We start from the raw sequence: 16,280 nt of genomic DNA on the forward strand, positions 1-16,280 counted from the left end.
GCAGGTCATCCCCGTTTCAATTTAGTGTTCTTTTGCCGAAAGAAATTTGAGTCCAACAATTCCGGCCAAAATCAGAAAAAAACAGAAGATTCGCATTGCGCTGCGATCCTCGCCGAGCACCAAAATCCCATACACAGCCGTACCTAACGCTCCGATCCCAACCCATACTGCGTAGGCTGTACCGACCGGAATAGTGCGGGTTGCCAATGACAGGAGATACATGCTCAGGCAAATGAAACTGCACAAAAGATGCTCGGCCAGAGCCGGGTAAAGCCATCGGTACGCGGCATAGCAGCTGCGTAAAAAATCTCACAACCGCCGGCTAGTAACAAAAAAATCCAACCCACAAATACCATCCTTACTGAAAATTATGCCCTCGATTCATGATGAAAAGTTACTGGCAGGCCCGATGATGGTACCCAACCCCAGCTCACGGTGCACACCGCAGCAGCGGTTCCGCTTGGCGCTGCTTTTCAATCTGGTTCATCAGGGCGGGCGCTAGGGAAACCAACCAAATCGAGTCGGCGGGTGGCAATCGACGATAACTCGGCTGTATACTTATTGCTCAGCCTTACCTTTGAGCTACAGGAACATCAGCATGACTGTACTCCAAACGATCTACTGGCAGCCTACGCCGCCTTAGCGCTACGCCCCCTCGCAACATCCTGCTTCCGCTAGCCTCGCTCGCGGGTGCGCACTGCTGTACGCCTGGTTTTACACCTAAAGCACACAGCAAAAAAATCCTCAAAATTTGAATTTGTATCGATTCGCTCGCCATTCCCTTGGCGTGCGCGATGCTTTGCCTTGGATATTTTCTATGCTGCAAAAACTTAGACAAACGTGGTTTTACAACGTCCGTGGCGACGTGCTCGCGGGGCTGGTGGTCGCACTCGCGCTGATCCCGGAAGCCATCGCCTTTTCCATCATCGCCGGGGTAGATCCCAAAGTCGGTCTCTACGCCTCCTTCTGTATCTGTGCTGTTATCGCCTTTGTCGGCGGGCGTCCCGGGATGATCTCGGCGGCGACAGGCGCCATGGCACTGCTGATGGTTACGCTGGTAAAAGAGCATGGACTCCAGTACCTGCTGGCAGCGACTCTACTATGTGGCGTACTTCAAATCCTTGCCGGCTACCTGAAGCTTGGCTCGTTGATGCGGTTCGTTTCACGGTCGGTAGTCACCGGTTTCGTAAACGCATTGGCGATTCTGATTTTCATGGCGCAGTTGCCGGAACTTACGAATGTCACCTGGCACGTCTACGCCATGACGGCAGCGGGCCTCGGGATCATCTACCTGTTTCCATACGTACCGAAGATCGGCAAGCTGATTCCCTCTCCATTGGTGTGCATTCTGACGCTGACTGCCATCGCCATTTACCTCGGTTTGGATATCCGCACCGTCGGTGACATGGGCCAACTGCCTGATACTCTCCCGATCTTCCTCTGGCCTGAAGTTCCGCTGAATTTTGAAACCCTGCGCATCATTTTCCCGTACTCGGCTGCGTTGGCAGTGGTGGGTCTACTCGAATCAATGATGACCGCGACCATCGTCGACGACCTGACCGATACCACCAGTAACAAAAACCGCGAGTGCAAAGGCCAGGGTGTGGCCAACATCGCTGCCGGCATGCTTGGCGGCATGGCAGGTTGCGCCATGATCGGCCAGTCGATCATCAACGTGAAGTCTGGTGGCCGCACCCGTCTCTCGACATTGTGTGCCGGCGTTTTCCTGCTGCTGATGGTGGTATTTCTTGGCGAATGGCTCTCAAAAATCCCTATGGCGGCACTCGTGGCTGTGATGATTATGGTGTCCATCGGCACCTTTAGCTGGGATTCCTTGCGCAATCTGAAAGAGCATCCGCTGTCGACCAACCTCGTCATGGTGGCGACCGTCGTGGTCGTCGTGGCCACTCACAACCTAGCCTACGGCGTACTGGTAGGTGTGCTGCTGGCTTCGCTGTTCTTTGCCAATAAGGTTGGGCACTACCTGGATATCAAGAGCACTCTGGAAGAGACGGAATCGCATCGGACTTACCACGTCGTGGGCCAGGTGTTCTTTAGCTCTGCGGACAAGTTCACTGAAGTTTTTGACTTCAAGGAAGCTCTCAACAAAGTCACCATCGATCTCACACAGGCGCATTTCTGGGATATCACCGCCGTCGCAGCGCTGGATAAGGTCGTGATCAAGTTCCGCCGTGAAGGCGCGGAGGTTGAAGTGCTCGGTCTCAATGAAGCCAGCGCGACAATCGTTGACCGTTTCGGCGTCCATGACAAACCCGGTGCCATCGACAAGCTCATGAGCCACTAAGGAAAACGACAATGACCTACGTAATGGCATGCATTGATAACTCACAATCCTCATTGGCGGTCTGCGATTACGCAGCATGGGCCTCGCAACGACTCAGCGCTCCCCTGACCTTGCTTCATGTGCTGGATAAGGAGAAATATCCTGCATCCGCTGACCTCAGCGGCAATATCGGTCTCGGTAGCAGAGAACATCTACTGGAAGAGTTGGCCACGCTGGATGCGCAGCGGGCAAAACTGGCCTTGGAGCATGGGCAGCACATGCTTGAAAAAGCTCGCGAACGAACAGTCATCTCTGGCGCCATGTCACCTGATCTGAAGCAGCGCCATGGACATCTAGTCGAGAGCCTGAGCGATCTCCAAAACGATATTCGATTACTGGTGATCGGAAGAGCCGGAGAGGACAGCACGCGCAGTGCCCAAAGTCTTGGCAGCCAGATTGAAGCGGTAGTCCGAACTATCCACCGCCCCATCCTGATTACAACCAGCCATTTCAGGAAACCTGAAACGGTCATGGTGGCATTTGACGGCAGCGCTACAGGCCACAAGACCGTACAGATGCTTACTTCGAGCCCGCTGTGCGAAGGCCTGCCAATTCATATCGTCATGGTTGGTACGGACTCTAAAGAAAACCAGAATGAGCTGGAGAAAGCACGAACCACACTTGCCTCTTCTGGCTCGCTGGTGCATGCCGAGATCCGCCCAGGCGAAGTAGACTCGGTGCTGCATGCGTATCAGGCAGAGCACGGCATTGACCTCTTGGTCATGGGGGCGTACGGGCACTCACGCATCAGGCAGTTTCTGGTGGGCAGCACGACCACGACGATGCTGCGAACATCCACTTTACCCGTATTGCTGCTTCGCTGAGCCAGTGCCACTGGCCACAGTATTTCCAGAGCTGCGGAAATGCCGTGGTCACCCTGGACGATGACTAACTGATCTTGCGGTAACGAAACCACATGCAACTCATAACTGAAATAGTTCACCCAGAGCTAAAATCTATACAAGGCAGAGTGTTCCGACGTCATGCCGCACGCGGCATCGTGTTGCGGGACGACCAGATCCTGTTGTTGTTCACGGAGCGCTATAACGACTTTAGCTTTCCTGGCGGCGGCCTTGATGCCGGCGAGGACATTGTCACAGGCCTGAAGCGCGAGCTTGAGGAAGAGACTGGTGCTCGTGAAATTCAGGTGCTCCAGCACTACGGTTACATTGAGGAGTACCGGCCCTACTGGAAGCCACAATATGACCTGATGCACATGACGTCGCATTTTTATCTATGCGAAGTAGCGACTCAGCTAGAGCCAGTCAGGATGGAAAACCACGAAATCGCTAATGGAATGCGGCCCGTCTGGATCAACCTGTATGAGGCCATATCGCACAACGAAGCCGTGATGCAGCGTCAGGAGTTGTCGATGGGGCAGTCAATTCAGCGCGAAACGTTCATGCTGAAAAAAGTCGCGTCCGAGTTGATGCCGCCAATCAGCCTTTGAGGGGATATCTCAGCAACTTGTGGCGTAAAACACGATGACCTCGCTTCGCGAGACGTTGTTCCGGCCACAGGATTTCTGTCAGGGAGAAACTCCGTGGCCGGCTCGCTTACGCTTATTTAGAAACAGTGGCGGCGATAATGGCGGGCGCAGCGCTGCGTCGCAAAATCAGGACTCCACCGATTGCAGCCAGGGTCGAACCAATCAACACGCCGACTTTTACCTCATCGATCAGGTGAGCTGATCCAGCAAACGCCAGGTTTCCGATGAACAGGCTCATGGTGAAGCCGATGCCACACAAGAGCGCAACGCCGTAAAGCTGTGCCCAATTGCTGCCTTCCGGCAGTTTGGCCAAGCCCATACGGATGGCCAGAGCAGCCAATAGGAAGATGCCAATCTGCTTGCCCACCAACAAGCCGAGCGCAACACCCAGCGGAACCGGATCGACTAGGTTTTCCATCGAAATACCGGCCAATGAAACACCCGCATTGGCGAAGCCGAAAATCGGCACCACAGCGAATGCTACCCACATGTGCAGCTTCTCTTCTAGGAAGAGCAGTGGAGACCTGGCTTCCTCTTCTGGCTTACCCATTGGGACACACAGTGCAACGGCAACACCCGCAAGAGTGGCATGCACCCCCGACTGCAGCACGAAGAACCACAGCACACCACCGACCAGCAAATATGGGAATAATCGTCTGACGCCCAATCGATTCATTGCGATCAGAATGACCAGGGTTGCGAGCGATGCCAGCAACATCGGCATGGAAAGACCAGAGGTGTAGAAAAAGGCAATGATGACTACAGCACCCAGGTCGTCAATGATCGCCAGGGCGGCGAGGAAGACCTTCAGCGACGTAGGGACTCGCTTCCCCAGCAACGACAAGACGCCCAAGGCGAATGCGATGTCGGTAGCGGCTGGGATAGCCCACCCCTTCAAAGTCTCAGAACTACCCCAGTTGATTGCGATGTAGATCAGCGCAGGCACAACCATGCCACCTAAAGCACCAAACCCCGGCAGGGCGCGCTGGCCCCAAGTGGAAAGCCCACCTGCCAGAACCTCTCTTTTGATCTCTAGGCCGACCATCAGGAAGAAGATAGCCATGAGGCCATCATTGACCCAATGCTCCACAGACATGCCCAACCAGACACTGTGCAAGGCGGCAAAATAACCTTGCGAGAGAGGCGAGTTCGCGACGATCAGGGCCGCGAGTGCTGCGCCCATCAATACAAGACCGCCAGCGGACTCCGACGATAGGAAGCGAGCCAGAATCGCGGCTGCTCTAGGGGTTTCTGCGGGAGCTCTACTATGAGTCATCAGTGTCCTTGCGCTTTGATCCAAAGCGATTATTTTAACATCCGAGGTTTACCAGCGCGGCAGGGCACATAGCCTGTAACGATTTACACCGAGCCTTAATCAGCCTTCAGTGTGTTCCCCGGCACGGGCTCGCTCATGAAACGCAGGAGCGCGCTCCATGCACATAGCCTCCTAGGCGAGCGAGCATCGATCCTTCTTTACAGGCGTGTGGCTCCTCGGATATTTGATGATCGGAGCAACTGAGGCCCAGCATAATGCAAGAACCTCAGCGCGATCCTCCGACACAGGCATTTGAATCTGGCGTAAGTCTATTTGGGGATATACGCAGCTACCGACTTGCGAATCTCTTCCCGCGCTTCATCGGCGCTGCCCCAGCGGCCCATCTTCACCCACTTACCCGGTTCCAATGCTTTGTAGTTTTCGAAGAAGTGCTGGATCTGTGCGAGGAGTAACGCAGGGAGGTCTGAGCACTCCTTTACGTCGATGTACATGGAGCTGAGTTTTTCATGAGGCCCTGCGATCACCTTGGCATCGGCTCCGGCTTCGTCAGTCATGTACATCACACCAACCGGGCGACTGCGGATAACAACTCCAGGTGAGACGGGATATGGACAAACCACCAGGACGTCCAGCGGATCGCCATCGTCGCTCAGCGTGTTCGGGATAAACCCGTAGTTGGCCGGATAGAACATCGGTGTACTGAGGAAGCGGTCAACGAAAATTTGTCCGCTCGACTTGTCCACCTCGTACTTGATCGGCGAGTGGTTTGCAGGAATCTCGATAACGGTGAAAAAGTCATCGGGGATGGCGTTGCCAGCTGGGATGTCCGCGTAGCTCATGTTCACAGCTCCGAAGTTGTGGAGGGGGCTCCGCTGGAAGGCGTTTTTCCAAGGGTGCCCATCTCGATTGGCGTCTTAGTGAAAAACACCGATATCTCCTCGGAGTCCAGTCGTGTGAACAACCGTTCTGCCTCATCTTCCGTGATTGCCAAGCGAATCTCCGTGGGTTGATCCGCCAGCTCAAAAAAGTGCGATGAATGCAGTTTTCCGGTGTGCCCAAACCCTTCGATTCCAGTACAGAGCGTGGCGCCTCGCAACCCCATTTCTTTAGACACGTCGACGATCCATTCGCCTAGCATCTTTCCCTGATAACGACGGTTTTGTTGGGTGAAGAAAACGACCATATAGCCTTTCATTTCTATCTCCTCAGCGAGTACCAATCATTTGGTAGGACAGAAGCCCCGCAGCGGTCATCGCCAACGAGCCTGCAACGTGCAACGAAATTGAGCCAAGCGCCCAGACCAGTCTGCCTTCCTGAATCAAGGCAGCCGTTTCGGCTGAAAATGTAGAGAAGGTGGTAAGCCCACCACAGAAGCCCGTGATGATTAGGAGACGCCACTCTGGACTGAGGGTAGGGGAAGCGGCCAAGAAGGCGATGGCCAGGCCGATGATGTAGCCCCCAACCATGTTCGCGACCACAGTACCTGGGGGAATCGTAGGAAACAGAGCATTCAGTTTCATGCCCAATATCCATCGCAACCAGGCTCCAAGTGAAGCACCAACGGCGATGACCATTAATGACTTCAGCATGGCGAGCCCACCTCATCAGACCTGAGTGGACTAACTCGCAAGCGGCTCGCGCCGAAAGAAAAGGGAAACTCGGAGGGTAAGATCATAGCCTGTCCTAAAATGGAGGACAGGGAGGCGCACCTACGCACCCTGTCCAGGGTTCACGTAGGCATCATCAGCACGAAGGCGGTTAAAGGAGGAATGCCATCTCCTGATCTGATCCTATAGCGTCAGCGCCAATGGTATCAATAGGCATTAAGAGCAGCTGCATGCAAGCGATCTGAAGGCCCTTTTGGCTAGGCAAGATGTTTGATTGTTGGCGCTGATTGAAAACTGACCCATCCTGCCGATTGAAAATTGACCCAGGGAGGATTGCTGATTTGTGTCCCAGCAATTGTGGATAGGAAAGTGAGTTGGCCGGACGGTTACAAATGATCGACATGGCCAATGTATCTGCTACTGGGCGCGGTTGTAGGCGATCAAAATTCGAATTTGGTGAATCGAAACTCATAAATGTTAGCGTTTTAGCCTGATTTAAAGCATTTTTTATAGGTTTTCGAGGATTTTTGAGTGAAAACTCAGATTGACAAATAGGCAATTTATTTACCGTTCGTCGGCAATGTCCATTTTATTTTCATCCCCCCCCTCTTGAAAATTTTTAAGCGAGACGGAGTTCTTATATTTGAGAGCAAGATAAAAGCGGCAGTGGCCCAGGCACCGCTTTTCTCACAGGATCCCACCGGCTTTAGGTCTGATATTTACGGCTTCTAGATCACACGGTTTGAGGGTCTGGTGTGAAGCTGAGGTTGGAATGGGTGGGCCGGGGGCCAAGGAGAAATCGCTTTCCTTTGCAGCCGCAGGCTGCTGCTTACGCTTTGACGTCAAGCCAATAGGGCTCTTTTGCTGGGATCAGTCCGTCTGAAATCCCACCCGTCTCGGACAACAGGCTCGGCTAGCGTTCGTCGCCTTCAATGTTCTAGCAAGACGCACTCGGTGACCTGCTGCGCGCTTCGAAAATTCGGTTCTGTAAACTAAATTCTTAATCTGTAAACCCCGGCGGTTAACACGTCAAAAAATTGGTTTACAGGTGGATCTGGATTCGGGCCGCGCTTGGGGCTATGTTGCCAATTTATGGATAATGCGAGCCCGACATCGGATCCTATGACCCCACTGTCTGATGGTCAGCTCTGGTCTCTTGCCTGCGAAGCCTATGGGTATGATCTCCCTGTAATCCTTCGATCGCTTTTAAGCGCCTACGAGCGTCGTCCTGGGCTGAATAATCCTATCCGTGTTCACAGGTCGGTTATCGGCGTTGATGGCTTTACAGCGCTTCGAGAGGCCCTTGTTACACAGCGCTCCAATGGTTTCCATCAGCTCGACGGTTGCTTGGAAATCCGTGAACCTTTGGCTTGGCATCTCGTACGCCATCTGCAGCAGAAGCTGATAATCGATGGGCATGCCCCTGCTTCAATCCGCGACCAGAGTTTTGCGGCAGACCTGGGGCTTTGAGTTTGTCCTGTTGAGACACTTAGTCGACCATTGGGTTGATACGATCCTGATCGTCATCAGTCGTGTCGGCCTCTCTGCCCGACTTCGATGGCAGCTGTGCGGACATCCACTCGCCCGCTTCGCTGAATTCTTGCATCATTTCTGCGAACTCCATGGGTGAGGGATGCACGGCACCTAGGAAGAAGGGTGTTCATTCCCGGCTATCGTCATCGTTGTCATGCCGGCTGGAGGGTGTAGACCGACTTGCGCTTGCCATAAACCGCGATTTTGAACGCCTCGTTGCCAAAGCTAGCGGCATCAGTGACCTTAATGAGCTTGGCCATACTGTTGATCGTGCTTGGCTTTGATTGATACTTGAAGCGTTCAATCTCCGCGACCGAACATGCTCGGTAGGCAGTTTTGACCACGCCGCTTTTTTCGAGCAGGTCGATTTTTTCCGGCGAAATCCAAGAAATCAGTTCGGTAATTTTGCCGATTTTTTCATGCAGATGACTCACTGCCTGCTGCTCATTGGTGACGCCATAGCGTTTCCAGGCCGGCTCGTGATGGAAGACCCGATTGCGGAAATTCCGGACGAGTGAGACACGATCCTTGCAGGTCAACAGCATGTTTGCGCTTGTAGGCCATGCCCCCCTGAATGCTTGACCCAAATTTTTCGGCCAGATCAGGTTATTGCCCATATATTCATCCTCAAGGATGAATTCCCAAGTCGAGAACTCGGTTTTTGAGACAACCTCGTGATGATCTGGGACGCAGGCGTAGAAGGATTGCCCTGTGCGTTTCGATCGCTCTTTTTTTGCGGTGTTGAAGGCCGAAGAAAAATTATTAGCCAGAAAATCCACGGGATAAGGTGCTTTAGCAGCACCAAGGGCGAAGCTCTTGTACTGCAATTTCCCTTTTTTCCACCAAAATTTACCGAGATCCGCCGTCAGAGCAGCATCTATCGAGTTTCTGAGGGTGACCTCTACCGCGCTCAATAGAGGGTATAACGCTGAGCAAACGTGCGAATTCCAAAGATAAGCACCCACCAATTCGGCATCATTCTGTGTGGAAAATACCCTGCTGTAGCTTGCAATTCGATTGGTGCTGATCAACTGATCGATCAGAATCGGTCTATACTGGACGGTGTGAGGCATGCTCGGCTTCCTTCTGGCGAGGCGCCTGTATAAAGGGGGGTTGACGCGAGTGTCAACCCGTCTGTAACATTGATCCCAGATTTACGATTTACGGTTGGCACTGAGCTCCAATGAGCGAAAGCTTACGACTCTTTGCAAAGACCACGAAACATCCGCCCCGGCCTAGAGCCGGGGTTTTCGTTTCTGGCGTATACCCTCCCCATGTTCTTGACTGCGTCGGTGACCACACGAGGTCTGAACAATCTCTCACAGTCGTTTGCGTTCAAATCAAACCGAATCAATTTTAAGCCTCTCTCGGTGGGCGACGAGATGCTGCTTTTCTCGCGTCCAACCTCAGAATGCGGTGCCGATCACTCTCAGCTGCCTTCACTCAATCGTGTAGACAATGCGCTCGCCACGTCGAATCTGGCGCTCTAAGGCTTTGATATGTGCTGATCAAGCACCGCACGAAAGGTCAAGCTACCGGAGCTCAACGTCTGCATTTGGCCGATCAGGGTCGACCAGCGGACTGGTCAATCCGACGCAAACGACTGGTCAAGTCGTATGCAAGTGGGTCGTCAAGTCCATGCAATTACCCAGCGGCGACAGTTGGATGCCAGTAGGGGATCTGTGATGCCCCTGGCTTATCCAAGACAATCGCCACGCTTTGCTCGGCCCGTGTGACCGCCACATAGAAATCGGCTGCGGAGAGGGGCAGGAGATACTCCCCTTTGCTGATGAACTTGCCGATAGGTTCGGTTGGATAAATCAGCACGCGGTTGAAGGTCTGCCCTTTGGATACCCCAAAGTTCATGTAGTTGAGGTCGAACTCCGTCCCCGAGCGAATGCTGTTGCGCAGGCACTGGGGTTGGAATGTCTCAACGTACTGATGGACGTGAGTCTTCTTCACAAGGAAAACGCCGTCGTGGGGTGTGATCGCGTGATTCTGTGAGGTCGTTTCCGGAAACTCCCAGATTGCCTCGAAGATGGTGTCGGAAAAGGTAGCTATTGTCTGGCAGCACCTCCACGTAACAGAGCTGTAGTTGATTTCCAGGCGGCCTGCTTTCTGCTGTTTTTTGAACCATGCAATGGATTTCGAGTAGGCAAAGGCCTTCTTCATTTGACCACGAGGATTGGTGGACAAGACTGCCTGCCGGACATCCCCGACGAGCCGTATCTCAATGCTTGTGCCGAACAGCGCCTCCAGGATGTCCCAGTCGTAACCTGAAAGATCCTGAACCTCGTCGATGAGTATTTCGTCGTAAAGGCATTCGAGGCGTTGAATCAAGGCCCCGCCGCTTTGGCCAATCAGTTGGTGGGCCAAGCGTGCTAATTCCTTCGCATACACACTGTCCGACGAATCGAAAAATCGATTCTCACCGCTGGCATATCGTCCTGGATCACCTTCGAAATTGAAGCCCCTGCAGCGCTTGCCGGGGAATGCGAATGGGACAAAGGGTTTGACGAAATGACGCAGCAAAAAGCTGAACCAGCCAGAGACTTCCAAGCCGGGTCGATCGCCGGCATACCGCCTTACGCGCTCGCGCAACTCGATCTGATTGGCCTGGGCGAAGGTGATGAGCAGAACTTTGCGATCGGCTGCTAATGCTTTGCAATGTTCCACCAGGCCTTGAGTCTTGCGAGCGCCCGCAACTGCCAGGGTCAGGTAGTTTTTAGCCATGAATGAACGCCGCAGCCGCAGCCATATATGGTGGCGGTGTGACCGTCTCCTTGGATTTGGCGATGAGAAGTGCTGCTTCCGTTTTCTCTCTCGACATCCATTTCTCAAGGCTGGCCCTATCAGTGGCTCCAAGAATCTTGCGCAGAGACTCTTCGCTGTTGCACGCCCTCAATTGTGGTTCCAACGTCCTGCCCGCTTCCTTTGCACCAATAAAGAGTTCGCGCTTTCCTGTTTCGAGCAGTTCGCTGACAGTTTCCTTAAGGGTTTCTGGGTCTTCCCCGTCGTTGTCTCGAAGCACTGCAACTGGGCGATCGATGGCAGTACACAGTTCCAGGCAGCGCTTCAATGTCAGTCCGTGCATGCTCATCACATCAATCCCCAGCTCCATCGGGTGCTTACCGTAGAGGTCTTTGAAGAAGCGCTCAAACAAGATCTCGTCCGAGGGGCCTTCCACTAGGACGAGCTTGTGAGCCAGCACCATCCGCAACGTGTCGAAGCCTGGGAGCTTTTGGAAATAGCCGACGGTGTCCGGATCAAGCGTTTCTATGTGAGATGCCTTGCCGCGATGCAGGAGGAGCAAGGAGCTCAGGCCGAGGCGATTCAGCACATAGGCACTGTGGGTCGAGATGAACAGTTGACGCTCACCTGCAGCCTCCTCGATGCGCGACAGCAGCGTGGTCAAGCTTGTATGTGACAGATGATTCTCTGGCTCTTCAATCATCACGATGCTGGTCTGCTCGGACAGGCGCTGCATGGCCAGCGATATCTTGATCGAGGCTTGCTGCCCTTGGCCTGCCAGCGCGAAAGGCACATGATCCACATGTGGTGTGACCGACCCCTCCCAGGAGGATTGAGCGCTTTGATCCATGGCCAGGGCCATCACCTGGTTATCCAGTGGCGCTCGAATATCCTTGAGGCGATCATTCACGCCACCCAGGGAGTTAGAAGTCATGGACTCTTTGATCTCGCGGTAATGCTGGGAGATCTTGGCTTTCTCGCCCGGCTCCAAATGGTCACTTAGGATTTGGCGCAAGTGGTAGTCGACGCCTGAGGTCGAGCGGACGGTACGGGAATCGATAGTCGCAACGGCGAGCTGCCGGGGGCGCCTAGTCAGTACCTCATCCCCAAAGGTACGCCATTCAATCTTGTAGTACTCGACGGGGATCAGCGTGCTGGGATTGATACGCCACTGGGTAAGTTCGTCGTCATACTCAGGGTTGGGAATGACCTTGAATGAGATGCCCGGGCAGGCATTTGTCTTCCTATCGCTATTGATCGCGCCACAGAGAAATTGCAGCTCAGGCCGATTCTCTAGGAACAGCTCAATCAGGATCTCTGGCAGCGCTGGTTTTTCATCCCAGGCGCAGTCTTCCAGGAACTGATTAACCAGCTCTTTGTTGAACCAATACGGGTTCAGCTCCTCTTGAGCGGAGCGACCACCGATACGCCCGTTTAGCGCGAGACCAATCGCTTCCATCAGAGTCGACTTCCCCGCGTCGTTACCGCCCACAAGGATGTTGAGATCCTTGTTGGGCAGCAGCGTGAAATCGCCGTAGATCCGATAGCCCTGGATTTTGATCTTCGTGATCATCTGCTGTCCTTAGGCGGTGAGTGGAGGACTGGGAGTTAGGGTGTCTTGATTTCAGATCTCTAATTTTCTCATGCGCTTTGCATGATGTTAAAAGCCAGTGTCAAGAAACAGCTGCTTGGACAACCAAATTCGCTGGGCTGAAGAAGTACAACACAGCAAAAACAGCCAGAGCACCGCCAGCCCGTAGCCATTTTTGAAAGCGAATTTCCATAAAGCCTGGGATCACTGCGCCTATACCTGCACCTGCCAACGCTAGGGTAGTCCTAAAGACGTTGTATTGAAAATCTGTCGGTGAAGGGACAAATAGTGCGATTACCAGAATGGCGGTTAGGAAAATGGCGCCAAAGAAAAACGCCAGAATTTTGTCTACCATGATAAAGTTTTTTGCCTTTTGTTCAAAGCCGTACACTGGGAGTTGGTTGTCTTTAAATTTATTATACAGTGCTTCTTTTTTGTCGGGCGTAAGATACAGGCAGACCATTCTTTGCATGTTGGCATAAGCTGTTGGAGTTGGCTCTATGCTAGAAAGGTCGTTTAATCCGAAATTTTTAAATTCAGTTCTAAGAAGCTCTAGGTGCTGCGGTATCGATTCGAGTATTGCAAAGCAATCTTCCGCAAAACCCTGGGCCCAGTGCTTGCTTTCCCTTGCACCTAACAGTTCGCTGTCGCCTACAAAAGTTTCAGCGCTGTTGAAATAGGCTGTAGCTGTTCTCTGATAGTCCAGAAGAGCATCGCGTTTTTTGCTCTTGTTGGTTCGGTCTTCAGAAAGAAAGCGATGTAGTGAGGTCATTACATCGCTCCGAAACTCGCTGAGTTTTGCACGAATTCCAACTACTTCTTGCTCTTTGGTCATCTTGATGCTGCCTTGGCATCGGCAAGTGCCAAAGTTAGTAGTGTGTTGTAGTCCGAATTGTCAGCTCCACCAACGGCTAAAAACTTGTGGCCAGGAAAATGCCGTTGAAAGATGATTAAAGCCTGTATCTGTGTTTTAGGGGCCTTTTGAGCAAAATCTGCTGCCAGACGGGCCAGTTGATCTAGAGCCGGATTCCATTGCCACGGATGAAGAATTCTTTCGATCTTGGCTTTGAACGCCGCCAGGTTGTTGGCCTCCATGGGCTACCCCCTCCTCGCGTCGGCCAGTGCCAGGGCGAGTAACGTGTTAAGGTCTGAGTTGTCCGCACCCCGATAGGCCCATTCACCGAACCCAGGGCAGTACGTCTTAACCACTTCAGCCCAATCTGTCTGAGTAGCTGTCCGCCCTTGATCCTTGATCCGCTTGATAGCAGCTTTGATGATGGCAAGCTGAGAGTCTGTAGGCTGGGTAGGTGGAAGGCCGAATCGCATACGTAGGGCGTGTGCTAGTTCTTGGTTTGCAGTCATAAAGCGTCCTTGTTCGATGTTATTCCCTAAATGCACGGCAGCGAGGGATAGGTAGCGGGTTTCTTACAGCAAGCAACAGCAGACCTTTGGGCTGCTTCCGCAGGTGGTGCCATTATGATGGCAAATAATTTCGAATCAATGGCCCCTATGAGTCCAGCTATTTCGGCGCGAGCGTGCCATGCCTAGCGGTGCGCAGCATCACTGAGTAAGGTCGGCCAGGGATGAGCAGGTGAGGATAGTAAACACTGGCCCAAGCTTCTATCGGGCGCCCCAACCTCTGGCAAAATGGTCATGATGCAGGTACGGGCTTGTGGCCGTCGACGACCGGATGCTTTTTCGCGTGAGAAGCCTCAACTGTCTGTCTATAATCCGCGCATGTTGAATCCAACCGAAATCCGCCCAATCCTCAAGCAGTGGGTCGCGAAAGCGATGCCCCATGAAGAGAGTGACGTCTTCATCGAGGAGCTGTGCTTCATCGATAAGGCCAGACGCGCCGATCTCGTTCATGCCAATGGGAAGCTAACCGCTTTCGAAATCAAGTCCCATGCTGACACCTTGACACGCTGGGAGGGTCAGCAGCGGGCCTATATGGCGTGCTTTGACGAAGTCTGGCTATGCTGCCATTCAAAGCACTTGGTGAAGGCTCTTGAGTCATGTCTGCCGCATGTTGGCGTACTCGTCGTCGATGACTATTCCGGCATGGCGATGATTCGAAAGGCGAAGCCCAACAAGCTCCAGGATAAATTCCACCTTACGGGGTTTTTATGGCGTAGTGAGTTGGACGCACTCGCGAACCAGCATGGGGTGCCAACGAAAAGTCGCGACCTCATAAAAGAAGTGCGCCGCCAGCTCAGCGACGCCCTCCCCATGAATGTGATCAGGTCACATGTATTGGTCAGCCTGAAACAACGTTACCGTTAGAGCAAGTCATCGGCATCGAGGTCATCGAAGCCGTCAGTATCTACGATGGACTGGATCATGGCGCAGATATGCTGATTGATCCTGTATCCATTCCATGTTCCGTTGTTCCCGTAGCCGGTAGATGTGGCGACAATTCTGCTGTACTCACGAGTAGCCCAGCAAAAATCATCACCGTGGTAACCCGGCAGCCCTCTGATTTCTTGGGCGATTTCAATGTACCGCACAAATTCCTTGTCCGAACCTTTGCGTCGTTGCCACCATTCTGTTGGTGTGTAATAGCAGGCGAAAGGAAGCACAGGCATGCCTCGTATGTATTCCATCGAGGCGGTTGGATTAGTGGCGGCGTAATCCCCATAGACAATATCCGAGGCTATGCCGCTGGTATCGACCCTTGCTTGCCACGCAACGTCGTAACAGGCGGAGGAACGTGAAGTGTTTGAGGCCGGCTTATCGATAGGGAAGGAGGTGCTCATCAGAACCAGATTCGGTATCTGATAGGTATTCAGTTGACGCAACGATACATTGAAATCCGAACCTGAGGCAGTATTGGCCGGGGCTGTGGCGCCGAAATCCAAAATCACCGTCGCGGTGTCTGGGCTTTCAAGAGCATCCAGGATTGATAGTAATCTGTTCCACGAAGTCGCAGTCGGGTTTTCCGGACAGGTAACCCTGATAGCTATTTGTGGGAAATCGCGTTGAAGAGCGAGTGCACTTTGGATGACTGCTCGTTGGGGGTCATCATCAACCCAGGAAACCACTGGTATAACGTTCTGGTTGATGCCTGCCACATCTGAGAAGAATTGACGTTTGTTCTCAAAGGCACCATGAGGATTATGCAGGTCATTCGTAGTAATGAAGGCCTCAGCAACGTCCTTTGCCACTCTTGAAACGTCCAGAAAAAAAGGATGCTCAGTCCAATTCGCCAGGAATGTTTGTAGGTGTCTGTCCTCGTCGCCTCGCATGTCCAAAAGCGGAGCTACCACGTCCCGCCTGTGGTCTTCCAGATTTATCAGAGCCTTAACGTCGTTCTGACCAACTCGTAAACAAGCCACGTATTGCATCTTGCACTCCTTGCATGCTGTGAAAAACGGCTTCGCCGTGACGCTGTTTGCATAGCGAGTAAAGGGCCCCGGCGATCAGCGAGCGTCGACATGCGGAACATATCGGTTTTGCTCACTGCCACTGGCGACGTCATGCTTTCAGCGGGACGGCAGGTGGAGATTAGTAAGATAGCACTTGGCCACTCAATAAAAGCTTTAATGCGCTATTTTGGGATATGGGGTGCGCCTATGGCCGATGAGTCGGTGAGTTACTCATAGGGGAGTTCACCAAACAGTCCGATCATGAGGTCACCATCCAAGATCTCAAAGGGAGGGTGACGTACTGGTCAGGATGCCGAGGCAGCG

14 protein-coding genes, 1 pseudogene and 1 riboswitch are annotated in these 16,280 nt (G+C 53.0%); of the genes and pseudogenes, 4 read left to right on the plus strand and 11 right to left on the minus strand.

What is annotated here, in order from left to right:
- Nucleotides 1-21 precede the first annotated feature (21 nt).
- A pseudogene (locus tag BMZ10_RS19740) lies at nucleotides 22-347 on the minus strand (multidrug efflux SMR transporter).
- Nucleotides 348-817: 470 nt separating this feature from the next.
- Here BMZ10_RS19740 and BMZ10_RS19750 point away from each other — a divergent pair.
- The 3 genes from BMZ10_RS19750 to BMZ10_RS19760 all read left to right on the plus strand — a co-directional run bounded on the left by BMZ10_RS19750 (nucleotide 818) and on the right by BMZ10_RS19760 (nucleotide 3,794).
- Nucleotides 818-2,305 (plus strand): SulP family inorganic anion transporter, encoded by a 1,488-nt coding sequence (locus BMZ10_RS19750; protein WP_093466119.1) that lies wholly within the window; start codon nucleotides 818-820, stop codon nucleotides 2,303-2,305.
- Nucleotides 2,306-2,316: 11 nt separating this feature from the next.
- Nucleotides 2,317-3,168: a universal stress protein gene (locus BMZ10_RS19755; RefSeq protein ID WP_093466122.1), complete on the plus strand. Its 852-nt coding sequence runs from the start codon at nucleotides 2,317-2,319 to the stop codon at nucleotides 3,166-3,168.
- A gap of 92 nt (nucleotides 3,169-3,260) precedes the next feature.
- Complete coding sequence (locus tag BMZ10_RS19760) at nucleotides 3,261-3,794, plus strand: NUDIX hydrolase (RefSeq protein WP_093466125.1); 534 nt, start codon at nucleotides 3,261-3,263, stop codon at nucleotides 3,792-3,794.
- Nucleotides 3,795-3,906: 112 nt separating this feature from the next.
- Here the strand turns inward: BMZ10_RS19760 and nhaA are convergent, their stop codons facing one another.
- The 9 genes from nhaA to BMZ10_RS19815 all read right to left on the minus strand — a co-directional run bounded on the left by nhaA (nucleotide 3,907) and on the right by BMZ10_RS19815 (nucleotide 13,686).
- Complete coding sequence (nhaA, locus tag BMZ10_RS19765) at nucleotides 3,907-5,109, minus strand: Na+/H+ antiporter NhaA (protein WP_093466128.1); 1,203 nt, start codon at nucleotides 5,107-5,109, stop codon at nucleotides 3,907-3,909.
- A 308-nt stretch (nucleotides 5,110-5,417) separates the two neighbouring features.
- The gene (ppa, locus tag BMZ10_RS19770; protein ID WP_093466131.1) at nucleotides 5,418-5,948 is read right to left on the minus strand and encodes an inorganic diphosphatase; all 531 of its coding nucleotides are present in this window, start codon (nucleotides 5,946-5,948) and stop codon (nucleotides 5,418-5,420) included.
- A gap of 2 nt (nucleotides 5,949-5,950) precedes the next feature.
- On the minus strand, nucleotides 5,951-6,304 hold the full coding sequence (locus BMZ10_RS19775) for a DUF190 domain-containing protein (protein WP_093466134.1): 354 nt from the start codon (nucleotides 6,302-6,304) through the stop codon (nucleotides 5,951-5,953).
- Between the two features lie 10 nt (nucleotides 6,305-6,314).
- Nucleotides 6,315-6,698, minus strand: a complete 384-nt coding sequence (gene crcB / locus BMZ10_RS19780) for a fluoride efflux transporter CrcB (protein WP_093466137.1) — start codon at nucleotides 6,696-6,698, stop codon at nucleotides 6,315-6,317.
- A gap of 138 nt (nucleotides 6,699-6,836) precedes the next feature.
- Nucleotides 6,837-6,898, minus strand: a riboswitch (Fluoride riboswitch).
- A 1,503-nt stretch (nucleotides 6,899-8,401) separates the two neighbouring features.
- The gene (locus tag BMZ10_RS19790; RefSeq protein ID WP_093466140.1) at nucleotides 8,402-9,322 is read right to left on the minus strand and encodes an Abi family protein; all 921 of its coding nucleotides are present in this window, start codon (nucleotides 9,320-9,322) and stop codon (nucleotides 8,402-8,404) included.
- A gap of 571 nt (nucleotides 9,323-9,893) precedes the next feature.
- Nucleotides 9,894-10,982 carry a UvrD-helicase domain-containing protein gene (locus BMZ10_RS19800; protein ID WP_093466146.1) on the minus strand — a complete coding sequence of 363 codons (1,089 nt, stop codon included), beginning with the start codon at nucleotides 10,980-10,982 and terminating at the stop codon, nucleotides 9,894-9,896.
- The gene (locus BMZ10_RS19805; RefSeq protein WP_093466149.1) at nucleotides 10,975-12,573 is read right to left on the minus strand and encodes an ATP-dependent nuclease; all 1,599 of its coding nucleotides are present in this window, start codon (nucleotides 12,571-12,573) and stop codon (nucleotides 10,975-10,977) included. Before BMZ10_RS19805 ends, BMZ10_RS19800 begins: the two co-directional genes overlap by 8 nt.
- 100 nt (nucleotides 12,574-12,673) lie before the next feature.
- Nucleotides 12,674-13,426: a hypothetical protein gene (locus tag BMZ10_RS19810; protein WP_093466152.1), complete on the minus strand. Its 753-nt coding sequence runs from the start codon at nucleotides 13,424-13,426 to the stop codon at nucleotides 12,674-12,676.
- Nucleotides 13,423-13,686, minus strand: a complete 264-nt coding sequence (locus BMZ10_RS19815) for a hypothetical protein (RefSeq protein WP_093466155.1) — start codon at nucleotides 13,684-13,686, stop codon at nucleotides 13,423-13,425. The genes BMZ10_RS19810 and BMZ10_RS19815 overlap by 4 nt, the downstream gene beginning before the upstream one ends.
- A gap of 558 nt (nucleotides 13,687-14,244) precedes the next feature.
- Between BMZ10_RS19815 and BMZ10_RS19825 the strand changes: the two genes are divergently transcribed.
- On the plus strand, nucleotides 14,245-14,874 hold the full coding sequence (locus BMZ10_RS19825; protein WP_177182170.1) for a sce7726 family protein: 630 nt from the start codon (nucleotides 14,245-14,247) through the stop codon (nucleotides 14,872-14,874).
- Here the strand turns inward: BMZ10_RS19825 and BMZ10_RS19830 are convergent.
- A complete protein-coding gene (locus BMZ10_RS19830; protein ID WP_093466164.1) occupies nucleotides 14,871-15,935 on the minus strand; it encodes a beta family protein in 1,065 nt (354 codons plus the stop codon). The two genes, BMZ10_RS19825 and BMZ10_RS19830, sit on opposite strands and share 4 nt — an antisense overlap.
- Between the last annotated feature and the right edge of the window lie 345 nt (nucleotides 15,936-16,280).

The organism is Pseudomonas sp. NFR16, assembly GCF_900108875.1.
In the GTDB taxonomy this organism is placed as follows: Bacteria; Pseudomonadota; Gammaproteobacteria; order Pseudomonadales; family Pseudomonadaceae; genus Aquipseudomonas.